At 53.6% G+C, this 18543-nt stretch carries 20 protein-coding genes; 14 read left to right on the top strand and 6 right to left on the bottom strand.

Features of this window, described 5'->3' with window-relative positions:
• Nucleotides 1-199 precede the first annotated feature (199 nt).
• Nucleotides 200-394, top strand: coding sequence for a ParB/RepB/Spo0J family partition protein (locus TON_RS10790; protein WP_012571736.1), 195 nt, complete (start codon nt 200-202; stop codon nt 392-394).
• Here TON_RS10790 and TON_RS03985 read toward each other — a convergent pair.
• Nucleotides 391-3255, bottom strand: coding sequence for an STT3 domain-containing protein (locus TON_RS03985; protein WP_012571735.1), 2865 nt, complete (start codon nt 3253-3255; stop codon nt 391-393). The genes TON_RS10790 and TON_RS03985 overlap by 4 nt on opposite strands.
• 10 nt (nt 3256-3265) lie before the next feature.
• Nucleotides 3266-5074 (bottom strand): glutamine--fructose-6-phosphate transaminase (isomerizing), encoded by a 1809-nt coding sequence (gene glmS / locus TON_RS03980; RefSeq protein WP_012571734.1) that lies wholly within the window; start codon nt 5072-5074, stop codon nt 3266-3268.
• A gap of 168 nt (nt 5075-5242) precedes the next feature.
• Between glmS and TON_RS03975 the strand changes: the two genes are divergently transcribed.
• On the top strand, nt 5243-5437 hold the full coding sequence (locus tag TON_RS03975; protein WP_012571733.1) for a PCNA-inhibitor: 195 nt from the start codon (nt 5243-5245) through the stop codon (nt 5435-5437).
• On the opposite strand, the gene TON_RS03970 is transcribed toward TON_RS03975, so the two are convergent.
• Nucleotides 5432-6580 (bottom strand): class I SAM-dependent methyltransferase, encoded by a 1149-nt coding sequence (locus tag TON_RS03970; protein WP_012571732.1) that lies wholly within the window; start codon nt 6578-6580, stop codon nt 5432-5434. The genes TON_RS03975 and TON_RS03970 overlap by 6 nt on opposite strands.
• A gap of 59 nt (nt 6581-6639) precedes the next feature.
• Between TON_RS03970 and TON_RS03965 the strand changes: the two genes are divergently transcribed.
• Entirely contained in the window at nt 6640-8025 is a 1386-nt protein-coding gene (locus tag TON_RS03965; protein WP_012571731.1) for a membrane-bound dolichyl-phosphate-mannose-protein mannosyltransferase, read from the top strand.
• A 28-nt stretch (nt 8026-8053) separates the two neighbouring features.
• Here the strand turns inward: TON_RS03965 and rnhB are convergent, their stop codons facing one another.
• Genes rnhB through TON_RS03950 form a run of 3 tightly spaced genes read right to left on the bottom strand, consistent with a single transcriptional unit; the run spans nt 8054 to nt 10354 of the window.
• Entirely contained in the window at nt 8054-8737 is a 684-nt protein-coding gene (gene rnhB / locus TON_RS03960) for a ribonuclease HII (protein WP_012571730.1), read from the bottom strand.
• Nucleotides 8738-8741: 4 nt separating this feature from the next.
• Nucleotides 8742-9563, bottom strand: coding sequence for a metal ABC transporter permease (locus tag TON_RS03955; protein WP_012571729.1), 822 nt, complete (start codon nt 9561-9563; stop codon nt 8742-8744).
• Complete coding sequence (locus tag TON_RS03950; RefSeq protein WP_012571728.1) at nt 9560-10354, bottom strand: metal ABC transporter ATP-binding protein; 795 nt, start codon at nt 10352-10354, stop codon at nt 9560-9562. Before TON_RS03950 ends, TON_RS03955 begins: the two co-directional genes overlap by 4 nt.
• 180 nt (nt 10355-10534) lie before the next feature.
• Between TON_RS03950 and eif1A the strand changes: the two genes are divergently transcribed.
• The 11 genes from eif1A to TON_RS03900 all read left to right on the top strand — a co-directional run bounded on the left by eif1A (nt 10535) and on the right by TON_RS03900 (nt 18526).
• Complete coding sequence (gene eif1A, locus TON_RS03945) at nt 10535-10891, top strand: translation initiation factor eIF-1A (protein WP_012571727.1); 357 nt, start codon at nt 10535-10537, stop codon at nt 10889-10891.
• Between the two features lie 27 nt (nt 10892-10918).
• Nucleotides 10919-11698 carry a serine protein kinase RIO gene (locus tag TON_RS03940; RefSeq protein ID WP_012571726.1) on the top strand — a complete coding sequence of 260 codons (780 nt, stop codon included), beginning with the start codon at nt 10919-10921 and terminating at the stop codon, nt 11696-11698.
• Nucleotides 11699-11703: 5 nt separating this feature from the next.
• Nucleotides 11704-12408 carry a KH domain-containing protein gene (locus TON_RS03935; protein WP_012571725.1) on the top strand — a complete coding sequence of 235 codons (705 nt, stop codon included), beginning with the start codon at nt 11704-11706 and terminating at the stop codon, nt 12406-12408.
• Nucleotides 12409-12410: 2 nt separating this feature from the next.
• Nucleotides 12411-14102 (top strand): DNA topoisomerase VI subunit B, encoded by a 1692-nt coding sequence (gene top6B / locus TON_RS03930; RefSeq protein WP_012571724.1) that lies wholly within the window; start codon nt 12411-12413, stop codon nt 14100-14102.
• Nucleotides 14095-15255: a DNA topoisomerase IV subunit A gene (locus TON_RS03925; RefSeq protein WP_012571723.1), complete on the top strand. Its 1161-nt coding sequence runs from the start codon at nt 14095-14097 to the stop codon at nt 15253-15255. Before top6B ends, TON_RS03925 begins: the two co-directional genes overlap by 8 nt.
• Nucleotides 15252-16499, top strand: a complete 1248-nt coding sequence (locus TON_RS03920; RefSeq protein WP_012571722.1) for a DUF530 family protein — start codon at nt 15252-15254, stop codon at nt 16497-16499. Before TON_RS03925 ends, TON_RS03920 begins: the two co-directional genes overlap by 4 nt.
• A gap of 4 nt (nt 16500-16503) precedes the next feature.
• A complete protein-coding gene (locus tag TON_RS03915) occupies nt 16504-16914 on the top strand; it encodes a DUF1699 family protein (RefSeq protein ID WP_012571721.1) in 411 nt (136 codons plus the stop codon).
• Nucleotides 16902-17303: a hypothetical protein gene (locus tag TON_RS03910; protein WP_012571720.1), complete on the top strand. Its 402-nt coding sequence runs from the start codon at nt 16902-16904 to the stop codon at nt 17301-17303. The genes TON_RS03915 and TON_RS03910 overlap by 13 nt, the downstream gene beginning before the upstream one ends.
• Nucleotides 17304-17397: 94 nt before the next feature.
• Nucleotides 17398-17523, top strand: coding sequence for a hypothetical protein (locus TON_RS10665; protein ID WP_012571719.1), 126 nt, complete (start codon nt 17398-17400; stop codon nt 17521-17523).
• Between the two features lie 6 nt (nt 17524-17529).
• On the top strand, nt 17530-17694 hold the full coding sequence (locus tag TON_RS10435) for a hypothetical protein (RefSeq protein WP_238516356.1): 165 nt from the start codon (nt 17530-17532) through the stop codon (nt 17692-17694).
• Between the two features lie 25 nt (nt 17695-17719).
• Nucleotides 17720-18526: a GTP cyclohydrolase IV gene (locus TON_RS03900; RefSeq protein ID WP_012571717.1), complete on the top strand. Its 807-nt coding sequence runs from the start codon at nt 17720-17722 to the stop codon at nt 18524-18526.
• The last annotated feature ends 17 nt before the right edge of the window (nt 18527-18543 follow it).

Here is an 18543-nt window from a genome sequence, read left to right as displayed (position 1 = left end):
AAAGCTCATAACGAGGGAGGAGGCCTTCAGGCGCGCCGAGCGCATAAAGGACGAGTACAAAGCCATCTACGGCATCGAGTTTGAGCTTGAAAGGGCCTTTATTCCGCTGGAGCAGGTTGTTCCCACCCAGAGGGAGCTCAGCGAGGCCAAGCTGCTGGTCGTCCTTCAGGAGATAAAGCACGGCTACGACGCGCCTATAGTGGTCATACCATACGGCGGGAAATACTACGTGCTCGATGGCCACCACAGGGCGTTTGCCCTTAAGAAGCTCGGCTTTACCGAGGTCGAGGCCATTCTTCTGAGACCAAAAAACGGCTTTGTTCCTGGCGTTGTAAGAACGGTGGAAAAAGGAGGGCTGAAAAAGCTGGAGGATGTAAAAATAGTGAGGGATTAACCCTCCCAAATCACGTACTCCTTCTTTGTAATGAACACTGGCTCTATCCTCTTCTTGACGATGACAACCTTGTCCTCGCCGTACTTCTTGTAGAGCTCCTGGATGTAGCTCTCGAAGACGTTTTCGGGCATACTGGCCTGGGCAACTATCGTGTTGTTACCCTCCTTGACACTTATACCCTCCTTGACGGGGACGTAGGTTATGATGTCCATGTGTGGCTCTAGACGGAAGTTCGGCTTGTTTATGTCCTTGCCGTTGGGGGCTATGTAGTAGACTATGCTCGCCCTGAGGTAGAGGTCAACGGTGTATTCCTGCCTGAATGCTGCTATGAGCTCAAGCTGGCCGCTCTGGCCCTCATCAAGGATGTAGCTTGGGTTAACGATCTTTCCATCGACCTTCGGCTCGCCGTTGAGCACTCCCACCGGGCCGTCCTGGATGAGGACGAAGCGGTACTTGGTCGCGTTCGGTATCATCAGGCTGACCTCAACGGGGGTCTCGTTGAGGTGGTTGATGTTGAGGTTCTCTGCCAGAACCTCCCTCTTGATGAGCTCGGTTCCGTTGTAGGCCTCGAAGACGAGGGTCGCGTCCTTAACGTCCCTGCCGAATGCTGAAATCCAGAGTCTGAGCTTCTGCTCGCCGAGTGGAAGCTTACCGCCGGCGGTCGTGCTGTAGAATGCCTTCCATGTGCCGTTCTCGTACTTGTCAATCCTGTAAACTGCGAAGGGCCTGAACTCGTAGGTCGAAACTCCGCCGTTGGTGTATACCGGCTTGAAGTTGGCGAAGAGCATCTGGGCATCCCACGGCTCGAATGAGTAGGGTATGTGGAACGCCAAGCGCACGAAGTTGCTGAAGGCTATGCTCTGGTACGCGAGCAGGCCGTAGCCCTGGAAGACGTAGAGAACGTAGGGTATGTCTCCCCTGCCCTGTATGACCTGTCCCTTGGTGAGGTCAATGGTCATCACCGGCTGATAGGCGTACTGGCCTGTGTTGATATAGACGACGGTTTTGCCGCTCTCGTTGACGTACTGAATGTACTGCGGGTATATCAGCTGGAACATCGGGTTGTTCTTGTACTCGCCATAGGTTATTGCTCCACCAAGGTAGCTTATGGCGTTGAACTTGTAGATGTCCTGCTGCCAGACTATCATGTAGTTGAGCTCCCAGGCCTCGAAGTCCTGCTCGCTCTCGTTGCCGTAGTGGGCGAAGAAGTCCGCAACTATGTAGCGCCTGTCGTAGGCGTGACCACCGTCGGTGGCGGAGCGCCTGTTGCTGAGGAGGCTTGACTCGATCCAGTAGCCGTAGTCCCACCAGCTGGTGGCACTGTCAAGCGGGTGGCTGTTCTCCCTGAGCCAGGTGAGTGTGTTCACCCAGTCGGCCGGGACTGAGCCCTGGGCCTTTGATGTGTTGATGGCCACGTTGTTCATATACTGGGCACCTATGATTGGGAGCGGCAGGAACAGGAGAATGAGGAGCATCGCGTAGAGGGCCTTAGTGCTGATGCTATCTTTCATGTTTTCAACAAACAGGAACACCTCTCCAATTGCAACGCCAGCCAAGAGGAGTATAGCGCCCGAGGCCTGGAACACGAATCTAACCGCCATGAGGAGCAGGTAAACCGAGCCAATGTAGTAGGTCACGAGGAAGACTTCCTTATAACCGGTGAGGTCGCTTTTGAGGAGCTTTCTGATGAACCTGACAAGCACTATGATGAAACCAGCAAGTGAGAGCAGGAAGATAATTCCGTCTTTGGTCTTGACACTGTAGTAGCCGGCTATTGTCTTCCAGTTAGTCTTTGCAAGTTCAGCAACAGTCTGGTAGAGCGGGTTGGACTGGTACGCGGCGCCCATGTACTTCAACAGGTCAGGACCGAGGTAGAGGTAGGCGCCGAGAAAGCCAACCAGGCCGATCGCGAGAACGGTTCCAAAGCGGTGCTTTCTGTCGGAGTAGCTAAGCCCGACCCGCTCACCATACAGCATTATTGCAACGAGCACGGAAAGCCCGATGAATGCCTGAAGGGAGAATATGAGGAAGCCCCTTATTCTGACGAAGCCCGTCGGGTACAGTGCTATTCCGATGAGTAGTGACAGCGCGTAGATCGGGTAAAATTCTTTAACAAAGCGCTTGAGCTCTTCAATCTTTCCGAATACGAAGAGGATTATCGTGTGCGCTGCCGCGAAGAGGAGGAGTATTCCGACACCGAACTGGCTTCCGAGCCAGACGCCCATGTAGAGGACGCTGGTTATCAGGAAGAGCACCCCTGAGAGGATTTTCTTCCAGTTCCACTCTTTTTCGTCGAGGTACATTATGAGCAGCAGCACGGCGTAGAGGAAGAACATCATGAACGGACCTTCACCACGGTTGTTGCCCGAGTAGGTCTTGCTGAAGTTGGCGTAGGAGAACATCATGAACGCCGCCGCCCAGACGCCCGCCCAGTTGGAGTGGAGCTTTCTTCCGAGGAGATAGACCGCTATGATGGTCATTGCTCCAACGAACGGTGGCCAGAGCTTGAAGGCATCCATGACGTCGTAGCCGAGCGGACTAACCAGCTTGTAGAAGAAGGCCTGCACCGCGTAGAGGCCGAGAGATTCGCTTATCTTGAGCCCAGTGGGAGGATTGGCCAGTGGGAAGTACTTGGGGAGCCACTCCTGGATGGCCAGCTTGTAGAGCTCGTAGTGGTAGAAGGTGTCCGGATCGAGGAAGGTCTTGTAGTTGGACGTAACGGCCCTTATCTTGAAACCGATGTACGCCAGTAGGAGGACTATCAGCGGAAGCCCGTAGGCCTTGAACTTCTGATAGTACTCGGGAAGGGAGGATTTCTCCTCCTTTTTCTTTCGTTTTTCCTTAACGTCGGTTTTCACCATTCAAACCACCTCATTCAACGGTAACTGACTTGGCCAAATTCCTCGGCTTGTCGGGGTCGTTGCCCCTGAGGACGGCGAGATGATATGCAAGGATCTGGAGCGGGACGACGTAAACTATGGGGGTAAGCAGCTCGTCCATTGGAGGCATCTCTATGAGAACGTCCGAGACTCTCTTAAGACTCTCATTATCGCCTAGGGCTATTATGTATGCGCCCCTCGCCTTCGATTCCTCTATGTTTGACACCATCTTGTCAAAGGTCTTTCCACTGGGGGCGATTGCAACCACTGGGACCCCGTTCTCAAGCAGTGCCAGCGGGCCGTGCTTCAGCTCACCCGCGCTCAGTCCCTCGGCATGGATGTAGCTTATCTCCTTGAGCTTGAGAGCTCCTTCCAGGGCGGTGGGGACGCCTATGCTCCTTCCGATGTAGAAGAAGTCCCTCTTTTCCTTAAGTTCTTCGGCGAGCTCCCTGAGTGCGCCGTCGTGCTTGAGAACTTTCTCAACCAGTTCTGGAACTTCTTTCAGCTTGCTCTCAAGCTCGTTCAGGTATTCCTCGCTGGCGGTTCCAAGAACCCTTGCGAGGGCTGTGGCGAGCATGGTAAGAACGGTAAGCTGGGTGGTGTAGGTTTTCGTCGCGGCTACGCCTATCTCCGGCCCCGCGTGGGTGTAGAGGGTTAAATCCGCTATTCTGGTTGCCATGCTGCCGACAACGTTGACTATGGCAAGGACTTTTGCGCCCCTAGCTTTTGCCAGCTTCATTGCCGCTAAAGTGTCTGCAGTCTCGCCGCTCTGGGTGATGGCTATGACCAGGGTGTTCTCGTCTATCAGGTCTTCCATTTCATAGCGGAATTCGCTGGCCTCTTCAACGATTGGAACCTTCTTCGCCAGGCGCTGGAGGAGGTATTTCCCGACCAGAGCGGCATGGTAAGAGGTTCCCATTGCAACGAAGAAGATTTTATCGTACTTCGCTATCTCCTTGGCGACATCCTCTATAACTCCAGCGTTGCCGTGGATTGCATCCCTTATCGCCCTCGGCTGTTCGTATATCTCCTTGAGCATGAAGTGTGGATAACCGGCCTTCTCGGCCATCTCGAGCGTCCACTCTACCTCGTAGACTGGCTTGTCAATGACTTCACCGGTCGAGAGCTTTTTAACGACGTGGGAGTCCTTCGTTATCACTGCGTATTCCCCATCGTCAAGGAAAACGGCCCTGTTGGTGTACTCCAAAAACGCAGGCACGTCGCTTGCTGCGAAGTTCTCTCCCTCACCTATGCCCAAAACGAGCGGGCTCTCGTTCCTCACGAAGTAGAGCCTGTCCGGCTCTTCCGTGTAGATTATCCCCAGAGCGAAAGAGCCCTTGAGCTTGAGCAGGGCTTTTCTCATGGCTTCTTCAAAGCTCTCGCTCGACTTAAGCTCCTCTTCGATGAGGTGAGCGATGACCTCGGTGTCGGTGTCGCTCTCAAAGCGGTGCCCCTTTGCCAAGAGCTCCTCTTTTATCTCGCCGTAGTTCTCGATTATGCCGTTGTGGACGAGGGCGATTTTGCCCGAGCAGTCGGTCTGTGGATGAGCGTTAACGTCGTTCGGAACACCATGAGTCGCCCAGCGGGTGTGGCCTATGCCCCTTTTTCCGGGCATCTCAAGAAGGCCGAGCTTTTCAGCGAGCTCGTCTATCCTCCCGGCACCTTTCTTAATGTGAAGCTTACCGTTTTCCTCGGTGACTATCCCAACAGAATCGTAACCTCTGTATTCGAGGCGTTTGAGCCCCTTAACAATAACCTGACAGGCAGATCTTTCGCCTATGTATCCGATTATGCCGCACATTACTTTCCACCCGCCTCTGTTACTCTTTCCCTAAATAAATCCCGGAAGTTAAAAGCGTTTCTCAACGGCCACATTAATCCCGGGCGACCGTTGATATATCCTTTGGTGCAACTGTCGATGGGAGGAAAAGCCTTTATACCCAGCGGTCTATCCCATTTGGGTGGGCCAATGGACAGGAAGCTTGACGAGTTCATAGCCAACGCCGCGCCGAAGGTTTCCGGAAGCGATACCCCCCGCAAAAAGAAAAAGCGCCTAAAATCCACAAGCCTGGAATCTTTTCTGCCTGAAGAACATGTGGTTTACTTCAAAAAGCTCCGGATAGGTTCGAAGAAGATAAGGAACGCAAAGATAGAGGAGTTATAGGGCCTCGGCTATTATCGCCCTGTCCTTGAACTGGAAGATAAAGGCCCTTCTGTCACCCTTCAGGTTTGCCTCGATGCGCTTCCTGAACCGCCAGTACTCGTTCTCAGGGATGCTTATCCTCAGCGTGGCCCTTCCAAAGCCTGCTCTCCTGAGGAAATCGTTGATTCTGAGCGGGTGGAATTTTGTGACTCCAACGACGGTGTAGGAGCGCTTGAAGTAGTCGCTCTCAACTCTCTCGTCGCTCGTCGCCAGAACGCGCCTCTTCTCGCGGAGGAGCATCTTCAGCTCGCCATTGACGCTATGAAATAGTTCGTTCAGCAAATCGGCGTAGTCTACCGCCTGCGGAATCTCATAGAGGTACTGCTTAGGCTCCTCAGTCCAGGTTACGATGTCCTCGAGATTGGGATTGCTCTCAAGGCGAACCCCTTTTGGCAGAACCACCGCGCTCCGCTCTGCCTTTGCCAGGGGCTCCGTGTAGAAGGTCAGCCTGTTCAGGTGGCCGAACAGGTCGATGTACTCGAACTCGCCCTTCCAGGGAACCTTTTCGCGCCTTATCTGCGGCGGAAGGTCGAAGATGAAGGAATCGGTTTTGTGCTTGTATGATTCATAAATCGCCAGGGGACTTGGAAGTAAATCCTCGAGCCTTCTCTCCGGCATCTCCGGAGGACGGGCTGGGTCAGAGAAGATCACCTCGGCATCGATGCGTTCTATCGTTTCGGGTGCGAGGGAATCGGCGTTTATGAACTCGATGTTTCTAACGCCGTACTTCTCGGCGTTTTTCCTCGCGAACTCTATCTTCTTGGGGTCTATATCAACTCCGTAGGCCTTCTCTACCTTCATCGCGTAGAAGATGAGCTGTATGCCTATTCCGCACGAAACGTCGGCTATGCTTTTAACTCCAAACTCTGCCAGCCTCTCGGCGCGGTATTTTGCAACAACTTCATGGGTGGCGTAGCGGAGGCCTTCCAGATCCATCCAGAGGTCGTCACGCGAGAACTTGTCTTTGGCCCTTATCCTCGCGCGGGCTATCTCGACTATTTCCTCCCAGTTCTCGCCAAGCTTGGCGCGAATCTTTCTCTCGTCCAGGCCCTTCCTGATCATCTCGACGGCGAGGCCTATCTGTTCCTCGGTTATCTCGCTCATGTTTCTAACCTCGGGGAGAGGCTTAAAAACGTTGCCGCGCTAATCTTCTCGGTGATATAATGGACTGGAAGAGAACAGCGTTCATTCTCATCTCTGGCCTCCTAATCATCGGCTCCTTCTGGTACCTGTACGACTTCGCCTCTCAGCCGAAGCTGAGGGATTACATAGGCGACGAGGTATGGTACGTCCCGGCCTCTAGGAACGTCCTCCACAGGCTCGGCGTGGAGCTGCACTACATCAACGAGACAACTAATTCTGCAGGGGTTAACATAATATTCATCAACACAAGCATGCGGATAAAGTACCAGTATCCCGTTGAGAAAATTGCCCTCCGCTACAACGCAACCTATGAAAAGGAGTATCTCAAGTTCCCGGCCGTTTACTTCGAGATTCCGGTTGAGAACCTTGAGCCGTTCCTCGATGAACTCTCGAGCGAGATTCCTTCGGACGCGTATTACGTCGTCCCAGGCTACTGGTATCCGGACAAGAATAACATCCAGAACTATCTCAACCTGGAGCACCCGTTCCTTGGGAAGGACCTCATAATGCTCGGCATGATTCTTGAGGACAAACCCATCAACTGGCGCCTCCCGGGCCTTATCGCCTTTGCCATTATCCAGATTCTCATCGTGCTCACCACCTACAGGATAAGCAGGAGCTATCTCGCTTCGCTCATAGCGCTTCTCTTTTCCGCTGCAGACCCGACGCTTCAGGCGACTGCAGTGGCTGCGATGCTCGACATCCACGTTGCCCTCTTTGTGGCGCTCTTCATGGCCCTGCTCGTCTTTGAGAGGAGACGTGCCTCGGGTTTTGCCATTGGTTTAGCCGCGGCCGCAAAACTCAGCGGTGCCTTTGGCTGGCCGGTGCTTTTGGTAAGGGCATTCAAACGGGAAAACAGTCTCCCGGGATTTCTCCTCACGATAGCGGTCTTCCCGGCCATCGGCTTCATTCTGCCAAACGTTCCTGCTATGGTGGCTGTTGGACCCCAGAAGTGGTTCGGGGAGTTCCTCGGTAGCTTCCGCTGGCACCTCAGTTCCAAGGGCGGCCACCCTGCGGCTTCCCCGTTCTGGCAGTGGTTCATAAACAAGAAGGCCTTTGCACTCCACTATGACCCCAATATCTTTGCCCAGACGGATCCCTTCCTTCTCCTTGGAATGGTGCTCTTCATATTCTCCATGCCGTGGTTGTACAAGAGGAAGCCCGGAATCCTTGCCCCCTTTGGCGTCTTCTGGAGCACGGTAGGCCTTTTTGCCCTTCAGTACCTCCTTGGGGGGACGACGCAGTTCAGCTTCTACGCAACCGTTCTCGTTCCGCCCGCGGCCGTGGTCATGGGCGTGGCACTGAACGAGCTCCTCAAGTGGGAAGCCTTCAGGGAGTCGCTGTGGATATATCTGGAGTGGTTGCTGGATGTGAAGGACAGAGTAAGGTCGAGGCTGGGAAGGTGAAGAAAGACTAAAAAGCGAAAAGAGTACATTACTTGCCGAAAAACTCCTCCAGGCTCGTCTGTCCCCTTCTCTTCTTCATCTCCTTTGCAAGCTTTTCCTCTATCTTCTTCAGCGTCTTCCAGGTGCGTCTTACTATTGGCGGAAACTCGCCGTGCTTGCGGTAGTATTCCTCCAGAAAAGTCCTCGTCCTCGGGTCGCTTGGATAGCCGGAGCCTATCTCGCCGTACTGATCTTTCAGCTTTTCAATCGCCCTGTCGCGGGCAACTTTGGCGAGGATTGAGGCCGCAGAAACCGGTACGAACTTGTCGTCGGCCTTGTGCTCGGCTATTATATCTGCTTCGAAGTCCAGCTTTGCCTTTATCTCCTCGCCGAAACGGGCTTCCTTAACGTCGGCGGCATCTATGTAAACGACGTCAGGCTTGACCTTGAGGGAGTTGAGCGCTTTAACAAAGTTCTCGACTTCGAACTCGTTGAGCGTGCCCTCACGGGAGTCAATCTCCTCAGGCCATAATTCCAAAATTACATAATCATCTAAAAGCTGCACTATCTCATCGAACAGTCTTTCTCTCCTCTTTGGGGTGAGCTTCTTTGAGTCCTTAACACCGAGTTCCTCGAGTTTAGGGACGTTCCCTTCATCCACTACAACCGCTGCGATGACCATCGGGCCGAGAACGGGCCCCCTGCCAGCCTCATCTATTCCAGCGAGCTTCAAGCTTTCACCTCCTGAAGAGAAGGGAGCCGTATATTACTCCCAGCATTATCGTTGCTATTCCGCTCGGCGGTATGTCCGTGAAGTAAGCTAGGATGACTGAGGACAGCTGTATTCCGAGGGTAAGGAACAGGCTAACCGCGAGTATCTTCCTGATGTTGTCGCTCACCATCAGGGCTATTGCTCCGGGCAAGACCGCGACCACCTGGAGGGTTATCAGGCCCACCGTCTGGACGATGAGCGCTCCAATGGCCCCGACGAGGACGTATAGAATCATGAGATAAGCCCTAGCTTTGCCGCCGTAGCTCTCCAGCCCCTCGGGGTCGAAACTTAGATAGAGGAAGTCGCGGTAGAGAGAGAGCATAACGAAGAAGAGAACTGTCCCACCGAGGACGAGGATGGTGAGGTCATTTAGGGTTATGAGGAAAATCTCGCCGGTAAGGTAGGAAACGATACTCTCGCTGAGAGGGAAGTAGGGCCTCGTCGCCATCACCTTGTAGAGTACACCAAAGCCGAGAACCGTCAGACCAGCCACGAAGCTGGCCACTATACCAACAGCAGAATCGGGGGAAAAACCAAGCTTTTCGAGCTGGGCGATTATGATGACGATTGCAACGGTAACAATAAGCGCAACGAGCATAATGAGTTCCAGGTTCTCGAAAAACAGGCCGAGAATCATGCCGAGAACCGCTCCAAAGAGGAGCGCGTGGAATATGGCGTGAGTGAGAAAGGCAAGCCCCTTTGTGTTGATGAGCGGGCTGAGCATTCCGAGGAGGACGCTCACCATTACGCTCGCTAGGATAGCCCTGATGAGGTACTCGGGGATCATATACCGCCACCCCCATGTCTGTGGAGGTGGGTGTCGCCCGTGATGCAGAAGAGTTTACCTTCAATGGGGATCACTCTAGCCAGCGGGCCATAAACAGTCTTGATTATTTCGTCGCGGAGAACTTTGCTGGGCGTTCCAAAGGCTATGAGGCGCCTGTTGAGAAGGAGAACTTTATCTCCAATGTCTATCAGCGGATTGACATCATGAGTGGTGATTATCATCGTTATTCCGCTTTCGTGCTTTATCTTGTCCAGAACGTTTGCCACCTCGACCCTTGCGCTCGGATCGAGGGCTGAGAGTGGTTCATCGAGAAGAAGAAGCCCTGGATCGCTTATGAGTGCTCTCGCGAGAAGAACCCTCTGCTTCTGGCCGCCGCTCAGCTCTCTAAAGAGCCTGTCTTTAATGTGAGCCAGTCCAACGAAACCGAGAGCTTCCTCGGCTTTCTGGAGAATTTCCTTTGGGATCTTGAAATGGACGAAACCTTTCCTATAGATGCCGCCCATTGCAACTACCTCAATGGCAGTAAGCGGGACCCGCTCGTTGAGGACGTGGCTCTGTGGTACATAGGAGATAAGATCCCTGGCTTCTTCAGGTTTTCTGCCGAATACTTCAAGCTTTCCCGTGTACTCCCTGTGGAACGCCGCTATGGTTCTCAGAAGTGTGGTCTTTCCTGCCCCGTTGGGGCCGAGTAGAAGCATTGTCTCTCCTTCATCCAGCTCGAAGGTCACGTCTTCCACTGCCCGCTGTTCCTCGTAGAGTATTGTTAGATTTTCTGCTTTTACTGCCCTCATGGTTATCTCCAAAGTGTACATTAGCGGGGTGCGCTTTTAAACTTTAATGTGTCATCAGTGGGCAGTTCTGGGTAATCTTCGTGCAAAAATTTTAAAAGTCTGTCGCCTAAGGGTCATTGGAAAATTTTTGCAAGGCTTAAGCTTATAAGGGCTCAAGCCTAGGGGGAGGAGGTGATGCTCATGGCCTACCATAAGGGTGGTAAAAAGAAGAACAGGCAGGTTCAGGGGGATGAGGTCATTCGTGTTCCCCTTCCAAAAGAGGGACAGCTGTTCGGAGTTATCGAGCAGGCTCTCGGAGCCGGATGGATGGACGTTCGCTGCTCCGACGGAAAGGTCAGGAGATGCAGGATACCCGGCAAGCTCAAGAGGAGGATGTGGATGCGCGTCGGCGACGTCGTCATAGTCCAGCCCTGGCCGGTTCAGACGGACGAGAGAGGGGACATAGTCTACCGCTACACTAAGACACAGGTTGACTGGCTCCTGAGGAAGGGCAAGATAAGCCAGGATTTCCTCACGGGCGGCGAGCTGCTCTTCTGAGCTCTCAAAACCCTTTGAGTGATAGCGATGCGCGAGGAGTTCATCGAGCGGGAAGTCGAGGAGATGCTCGGTCTCACGGAGAGACGCGAAAAGGACAGCGAGCTCTACAAGATAGCCAACGAGGTCTTCGACAGGACGACCAAGGAAACCCTCGCCTATCTCCACCGCAGAGGTAAGATAGAGAGCCTCTACGGTGTGATAAGCACTGGCAAGGAGGCTAACGTCTTCGCTGGAATAGACAGCGAGGGCAACAGGGTGGCGGTGAAGATATACCGGACCTACACCACCGAGTTCCGCAGAATATGGGAGTACCTAGCTGCCGACCCGAGAGTTGGCTACTTGCCCAAGGATATGAGAAAGCTCGTCTTTGTCTGGACGAGGAGGGAATATAAAAACCTCCGGAGGGCGATTAAATACGCGGTCCGCGTTCCCGAGCCGATAATCTTCCGCAACAACGTCCTCGTCATGGAGTTCATAGGCGAGGAGCTTCCTGCTCCCCGCTTGAAGGACGTCGAAAGGGAGCTGGCTAAAGAGGACTTCGAGGAGCTCTACGACTTTACGATGGGTGTAATCGAGCGCCTCTGGAAGAGGGGAGACATGGTGCATGGGGACCTGAGCGAGTACAATATCCTGCTCCATGATGGCCCTGTGGTTATAGACTGGTCCCAGGCGACCGTGAAGAGGAATAGGATGAGCGTTGAGCTCCTGAAGAGAGACTTGAGGAACATCATCAATTACTTTGGTAAAAAGGGCGTTGATGTTGATGATTTCCACGAGAAGTTTAAGGAACTCGTTGAGAGCGGGTGAGAGGTATGGACGAGTTTGAGAGACTGCTCAAGAAGTACGAGCGCGTTGATAAGGACGGAAGACCCCTCAAGAACAATGAGGAAGAGGAGATAACCTATGCCGCCCTGGGCGAGCAGGAGGAGTTCGTTAGGATTCCGAAGGACAGGGTGGCGGTTCTGATAGGAAAGAAAGGGCGGACTAAGAAAGAGATAGAGAGACGCACGAAGACGAGAATCGAGGTAGACAGTGAGACTGGGGAGGTTTTCATCACCGCCACGAAGGATACAGACGATCCCTTAGCAGTCTGGAAGGCCCGCGATGTTGTTACCGCCATCGGTAGGGGCTTCTCGCCAGAGAGGGCCTTCAGGCTCTTCAACGAGGGTGAGGTTCTTGAGGTAATCAACCTCACCGACATCATCATAGGCAACGACAAGAACGCTCTTCCGCGCGTTAGGGGAAGGATAATCGGTCGGAAGGGCAGAACAAGGGAGATAATAGAGGAAATGAGCGGTGCCGACGTTAGCGTTTACGGAAAGACGGTAGCTATAATCGGCAACCCGATTCAGGTTGAGGTTGCCAAAACAGCCATAGAAAAGCTCGCCAAGGGTTCGCCCCACGGGGTGGTTTACAAGTATCTTGAGAGGCGCAAGAAAGATTTGGAACTTGAAAGCGTCACCTACTACGAGGCCCTTGGCGGCTCTGAAAACTTTGAAGGCTTTGAGGAGGAGTGAAAATGGCCGAGGCAAGTCAGCTGTTTAAGGAGTTCAAGATTCAGAGCGTCAGCGAGTTCTTCAGAAGAAACGCTGCAATGCTCGGTTACACGGGCAAGATACGCTCCCTCACGACCGTCGTCCACGAGGCAGTCACCAATTCCCTCGACGCCTGTGAGGAGGCCGGTATTCTGCCGTACGTCCGCGTTGAGATTGAAGAGCTAGGGAGGGAGCACTACAAGGTTATAGTCGAGGACAACGGTCCCGGAATCCCTGAGAAGTTCATAACCCACGTCTTTGGAAAGATGCTCGCTGGAACCAAGGCTCACAGGAACATACAGAGCCGCGGTCAGCAGGGTATAGGTATATCCGGTGCGGTAATGTTCGCCCAGATAACGAGCGGAAAGGCCACGCGCGTAATCACCTCAACCGGAGGCGACATAATCGAGGCCTGGGTCAAGATCGACGTCGACAAGAACGAAGGTAAGATAGTCAAGAAGGAAAGGCACCCGAATCCAAAGGGCTGGCGGGGCACTAGGATAGAGCTTGAGGTTAAAAACGTCCGCTACGTCCGTTCCAAGCAGGGTGTCTACTGGTACCTCAAGCTCACGGCCATAGCCAATCCGCACGCCCACATAGAGCTTATCGAGCCGGACGGGAAGCTCATAGTCTTCCCGCGTTCGAGTGAGGAAGTTCCAAAGCCGCCCGTCGAGATGAAGCCCCACCCGAAGGGAGTTCTCACGGATGACGTTTACAGAATGGCCAAGAAGACGAGGAGAAACACCGTCAGGCGCTTCCTAATAGGCGAGTTCTCGAGGATAAGTGACAAGAAGGTCGATGAGTTGATAAAGTACATCGCCGCCCTCAGGCTCATTAAGACGGAGAAGGACAAAGCGGTTCAGGATCAGCTCTACGAAAGGCTGATGAATGGTGAGGTCGATAAGGTTCTGCGTTCCTTCAAGGGCTACACCAAGGTCGTCAAGCAGGTGGCAAAGCTCATGGAGAAGCCGCCAGAGAAGCTCAGCTGGCACGAGGCTGAGGAGATAGTCGAGGCATTCAAGTATATGAAGTTCCTCGCTCCACCAACCCACGGCCTCAGACCGATAGGCGAGGAGAACATCGAGAAGGGTCTCAAGGGAATCCTCAAACCTGAGTTCGTCACGGCGGTCACGAGGCCTCCGAAGGTCTACAGCGGTGGAATTCCTTTCCAGGTTGAGGTCGGCCTGGCCTACGGCGGGGAGATAAGCAGCGGCTTTGATCTTCTCCGCTATGCCAACCGCGTCCCGCTCCTCTTCGATGCGGGCTCGTGTGTGACCACTTTGGCGGCTCGTTCCATCGACTGGAAGCGCTACAAGGTTGACGACCTCGAGCGTGCCCCGGTAGTGCTCATGATAAACGTCATCAGCGTCCACGTTCCCTATACCGGAACCGGAAAGCAGAGCATAGCCAACGTTGATGAGATACACAACGAGATCAGGCTGGCGATAATGGACGCCGCGAGGAGGCTCCAGACATACCTGAGTGGCAAGCACAGAAGGCTCTACCAGGTGAAGAGGAAGAAGACCTTCGAGAAGTACGTGCCCGAGATAGCTAAGGCCCTGAGTATATTAACGGGCGAGCCCGAGGAGGAGGTTAAGAACTACTTCCTGAGGTTCATCGAGGAAAGGTTCGCCCAGAGCGAGGTTGAGGCAGAGGAGGTGGCTGAGAATGCCTAAATCCAAGGCCGTCAAGAGGAGCCAGCCAAGGGAGCGCTTCTCCTATGACCCCACTAAGGTGCTCAACAAGCTGGAGGAGTACGGAAGGCGTGTGCTGGAGGACATAAAGAGCGGTAAGAATCCCTACTTCGACATACCCATGCGCGGGCTGAGCAACGTCTACTTCGATGAGAAGAGAAGAGTCATCAAGATGGGCGACAAGCTCTCCAGAAGGTACTTCCTCAACGTCGCCCACGCGAGAAAGTTCATGCAGACGCTGCTCATAATGGCCTACGTCAAAAGGCTCGTCAGCGAAGGGAAGCACGCGAGCCTCCGTGAAGCCTACTACGCCAACAAGCACACCATTCCGGGAACGAAGGAGAACACCTTCGAGGACCAGCGCGAGAGTGACCCGATTATCGAGGATCTTGAGAGAATGCTCGGCGTTCTTCGTGAGGAGATGCATCTCACAGCCGACAGGCGCGGCTACATATACGGCGACATCGTCATACGCGACGGCGAGGACGAGTTCAACACCAGCAAGCTCGGTATGGGTGGCTGGGCAGTCCCAGGAACGGTTGAGCACCTCCAGTTCGTCGAGGTCAACGTAGATTACGCTTTGGTCGTCGAGACGGCAGCTATGGCCGACCGTCTCATCGAGGAAAAGTTCCCGAAGAAGGAGAACGCCCTAATCATAGCAACGCAGGGACAGGCCTCTCGTGGAGTCAGGAGGCTCATCCACAGGCTCCACTACGAGGAAGGACTGCCCATCATAGTCTTCACCGATGGAGACCCCTACGGTTGGTACATCTACTCCACTATAAAGCAGGGCTCCATTAACCTCGCATACCTCAGCGAGAAGCTGGCAACCCCTGAGGCCAAGTTCGTGGGCATGACCATGGACGATATAGAGCGCTATGGCCTCAAGAACGTTACCGAAAAGCTCAAGGGCATACCACCAAACAAGAAGGGCGGTCCAACGGGCGACTACAAGAGGATCATCGAGGAGATGAACTACCCATGGTTCCAGAACAAGGAGTGGCAGAGGCAGCTCCAGCTGGCCCTCAAGATGGGCGTCAGGATTGAGCAGCAGGCTCTGGCCAACAAGAGCCTTGAGTTCGTGGCGAAGAAGTACTTGCCTGAAAAGATAAACAACGGTGAGCTCCTGCCATGACGACGACGGAAGAGCTCGTCGCGCAGGTGAACAAGATACTTGACGACATCGGAATAGACATGGACGGGTTATTCGAGACTTTCGACGTCCCGTCCATTTCTTACCGTTTGAAGGAGAACCTGTCTCTCCTCCAAGAGCTTGAGGAGGATTTATCAAGGCGCGTCGGTGAGGCTACTCCCTCGGTGGGAGGCTTCGACAAGAGGAACAAGGATCCTCACATCCAATGGATATACAAGAAGAAGCGCAACCGTGTTTTGGCCCTTGAAAGGCTTCGCTCGGCCATTACCGCCCACAAGATGGCCCTCGCTTTGATAGCGGCCAACTATACTTTCACCCTTGGAAAGAGGGAGCTCTCAATCAGGGAGCTCAAGAGGGAGGATATTCCAAAGGTTAAGGCCATCCAAAAGCCTGTTCAGCTCGGACGCGTTGAGGTGCTTCCTTATTTGGCGTATTCCGGTGACGTACTTCGCCTTCTGGCAAGGGAGAGCATCGAGGTCAGGGAGGCTTTCAAGTTCATAAAGGGCAAGCTCCGTGAGAAGGGGACAGTGAGAACGAGGGGACTTCGCATCGAGGTCGAGTACTGGGAGAACAACAGACTCAAGAAGGCGCGCATCGATTTGCCCACTGATGCTGACATAGAGGCTGAGCTGAGGCAGCGCTACGGAAGAAGGTTCCGCTGGAGAGTTCTCAGCTTCGTCAAGACGAAGGGCGTTCTCATAAACAACCACTACACTGTTGACAACCTTGCCTTAGCGTATTCCGTCCTCGACCCCGAAAAAGGAGCAGAGCTTCTGGGCCTCGACCTCTTCCGCTACTACTTCCTCACCTCCGAGAACGATAGGGAAGGCCTGGGCCTCTACCCGGATATAAAGCTCTGCATCGACTGCCACTACTCGATCTTCGATCTTCCCTTCAGGAACGAGCCCGGCTTCAAGACAGGCCATGGAAGCATGATGCTCATACGGAAGTGTGAGATGGAGAAGGCCCTCGTTGGCAGGAGGAGAGACATAACCAACATCCCCAACTATTTACTCGGCGGAGTTCTGCTCTACGGCATGAGCGACTACAGCGAGGAGAAGGTGGCCCAGCTCCTCGGTATTCCCGAGGACGAACTTGTCGAGGCCATAAAGAAGTTCGTGATTTCAGGCCTCCACAAGACGCTCTTCGCCGACACCAAGAAGTTCGAGAAGTTCATGCCCAAGAGCGACAGGGCGAAGCAGTTCCTAGCGCTCCTCCAGGGGTGAGGACATGAGGGTGGAGATAAAGGCCAGAAACAACGCCGAGCTCATAAGGAAACTCAATGAAGTCTTAAACGACGAGGTTACCGAGGTCTACATCAACCTCCGCCCGACAAAGGAGATACTCGTGAGGATACTTGAGCGTGCGCCGAACGTTAGGAAAATCTCCTGTCCGCCGAGTCTCTATCCCAAGGTCTCGAAAAAAGCGATAAACGCCCTTGCGCAGATGGGCATAGAGCTCGTTCCCGAGGGCTATCCCCGTGGAAGGCCGCGGAAGTACGATGAGCGGACTATCCGCGAGGTTTACAACCTTATACGGAAGGGTATAACCCCCAAGGAGATAAGCTCCCGCATGGGAATTCCGCTAAGGACGGTTTACTACATGATCGAGCAGATAGGTGCTCGGCAATGGAAAGAATGAAGGCCCTCTACGGGGTCCTTTTCTCCACTCTCCTTATCACCTTAGCCCTTCTCGGAAGCACGGCCGTTTACGGTGGCGTCACGGTGTTCAACATCGAATGGCTCTTTTTCTTTGTGAACCTTATCCTCCTGGGGATGGCCGGCTACGTCATCAGGCTCGTGCTTGAGGAAAGCCTTGAAAGGGGCGGCACGGAGACCAAGAGAGGCAACGTCTTGACCGGGGCTATAACACTCCTCGCCATCTTCGTTGTCCTCAAACTGTTCTTCGAGAAGAAACCGGAAAAGCTCTTCGAGGGCGGCGGTGCGGTTAAAAGCATTGAGGGCGTCTGGTACTACGTCACATCCGGCGATTTTCTGGTCGTCCTGAAGGAGCTTCCGGCGGTTTTTTAACTTCCTTCCATTCATCGTCTTTCTGATTCTGGTTATCACAGTGAAACGGCGGAAAAGAAGCAAGTTGCGTTCGAGATGAAGTTTAACTTCCGAAATGCGCTACGAAGCCCTTGAGGGAACCACCGCCAAAAGGGTCATAAAGATGTACAAAAACGTCGTTGCCGGTCTCATCATGAAGGGCTACCCCTACAGGAAGAGCTGGACTCATAGGGAGCATTAGAAAATGTTGAGGGAGATTTTCCCGGATCTGGAGGACCTCGATGTCCTCATACGGATTTTTGAAAAGACTAAATACGCTGGAAGGCTGAACGGATGTAAAGCTCGCGAGGAAAAGCTACGAGAGGCTGATGAGCCTGCTGAGGTAGGTTTAAAAGGGGCCCCGATTAGATAACCCTAAAAAGTTCAGGGTGATACTCATGCCGATATTCGAGACCCAGGAAGAGATTCCCGAGATTAGAGAGCGCCTTCACCGTGTCGGAATAACAAATCTCCGAACGGTGGCAAAGATAAACTGGAAAGGAAGGGTGTACACTTTCCTCCCGCTCTTTGAGATAACTATCGACGTTCCGGAGGAGAAGAAGGGCATACACATGAGCAGGCTCGTGGAGAGCATAACAGAGGCGATGAGCGAGGCCGTTGAGGAAGAGGTGATGGAAGCTCACAGCTCGCTCGAAGAGCTTGGGAAGGCAGTCATTTATAGGCTCGAAGGCAAGCACCCACACAAGAGGGCTGAGGTCTGGATAAGGACTCACCTCATAATCCCTCGCGAGACTCCGGCGAGCAAAAAGACCACCTACGAGCCCTATGACGTTGAAGTCGGTGTCATCAAGAACGAGGACGGAAGCTTTGAGAAGATTCTGAGGGTTAAGGTTATCGGAAACACCGCCTGTCCGCACGCTATGGCGAACAACAACGGCAAGACGCACATACAGAGGGCGATAGGCGAGCTTGAGGTAAGAACGGCCTTTGACGAGGAGATAGCACTTGAGGATATGATAGACGTCGTTGAGAGCTCCTTCAGCCACCCAACCTACACGCTACTCAAGACGGTAGATGAGAACGCCGTCGTTCAGGGCATGTACAGGAACCCGAAGTTTGTCGAGGACGTTGCGCGCGAGATATTCGCCAAGGCGAAGAAGCGCTTTAAGGGCAGGATTCACGTGAGGGTCATCAGCAACGAGAGCATCCATAAGCACGACGTCATAGCGGAGACGTGGAGCTGACTTTCTCAATTTTCGGG

This window comes from Thermococcus onnurineus NA1 (genome assembly GCF_000018365.1).
GTDB classification, from domain to species: domain Archaea; phylum Methanobacteriota_B; class Thermococci; order Thermococcales; family Thermococcaceae; genus Thermococcus; species Thermococcus onnurineus.
The sequence above is the reverse complement of the archived record's forward strand: the minus strand, read 5'-3'. Positions and strand labels throughout refer to the sequence as shown.

What these genes read in the sequence shown, in the direction of transcription:
- TON_RS03985 (WP_012571735.1), bottom strand. Translation starts at nt 3,255, where the DNA reads ATGGTGAAAACCGACGTTAAGGAAAAACGAAAGAAAAAGGAGGAGAAA.
- glmS (WP_012571734.1), bottom strand. Translation starts at nt 5,074, where the DNA reads ATGTGCGGCATAATCGGATACATAGGCGAAAGATCTGCCTGTCAGGTT.
- TON_RS03975 (WP_012571733.1), top strand. Translation starts at nt 5,243, where the DNA reads ATGGACAGGAAGCTTGACGAGTTCATAGCCAACGCCGCGCCGAAGGTT.
- TON_RS03970 (WP_012571732.1), bottom strand. Translation starts at nt 6,580, where the DNA reads ATGAGCGAGATAACCGAGGAACAGATAGGCCTCGCCGTCGAGATGATC.
- TON_RS03965 (WP_012571731.1), top strand. Translation starts at nt 6,640, where the DNA reads ATGGACTGGAAGAGAACAGCGTTCATTCTCATCTCTGGCCTCCTAATC.
- TON_RS03955 (WP_012571729.1), bottom strand. Translation starts at nt 9,563, where the DNA reads ATGATCCCCGAGTACCTCATCAGGGCTATCCTAGCGAGCGTAATGGTG.
- TON_RS03950 (WP_012571728.1), bottom strand. Translation starts at nt 10,354, where the DNA reads ATGAGGGCAGTAAAAGCAGAAAATCTAACAATACTCTACGAGGAACAG.
- eif1A (WP_012571727.1), top strand. Translation starts at nt 10,535, where the DNA reads ATGGCCTACCATAAGGGTGGTAAAAAGAAGAACAGGCAGGTTCAGGGG.
- TON_RS03940 (WP_012571726.1), top strand. Translation starts at nt 10,919, where the DNA reads ATGCGCGAGGAGTTCATCGAGCGGGAAGTCGAGGAGATGCTCGGTCTC.
- TON_RS03935 (WP_012571725.1), top strand. Translation starts at nt 11,704, where the DNA reads ATGGACGAGTTTGAGAGACTGCTCAAGAAGTACGAGCGCGTTGATAAG.
- top6B (WP_012571724.1), top strand. Translation starts at nt 12,411, where the DNA reads ATGGCCGAGGCAAGTCAGCTGTTTAAGGAGTTCAAGATTCAGAGCGTC.
- TON_RS03925 (WP_012571723.1), top strand. Translation starts at nt 14,095, where the DNA reads ATGCCTAAATCCAAGGCCGTCAAGAGGAGCCAGCCAAGGGAGCGCTTC.
- TON_RS03920 (WP_012571722.1), top strand. Translation starts at nt 15,252, where the DNA reads ATGACGACGACGGAAGAGCTCGTCGCGCAGGTGAACAAGATACTTGAC.
- TON_RS03915 (WP_012571721.1), top strand. Translation starts at nt 16,504, where the DNA reads ATGAGGGTGGAGATAAAGGCCAGAAACAACGCCGAGCTCATAAGGAAA.
- TON_RS03910 (WP_012571720.1), top strand. Translation starts at nt 16,902, where the DNA reads ATGGAAAGAATGAAGGCCCTCTACGGGGTCCTTTTCTCCACTCTCCTT.
- TON_RS10665 (WP_012571719.1), top strand. Translation starts at nt 17,398, where the DNA reads ATGCGCTACGAAGCCCTTGAGGGAACCACCGCCAAAAGGGTCATAAAG.
- TON_RS03900 (WP_012571717.1), top strand. Translation starts at nt 17,720, where the DNA reads ATGCCGATATTCGAGACCCAGGAAGAGATTCCCGAGATTAGAGAGCGC.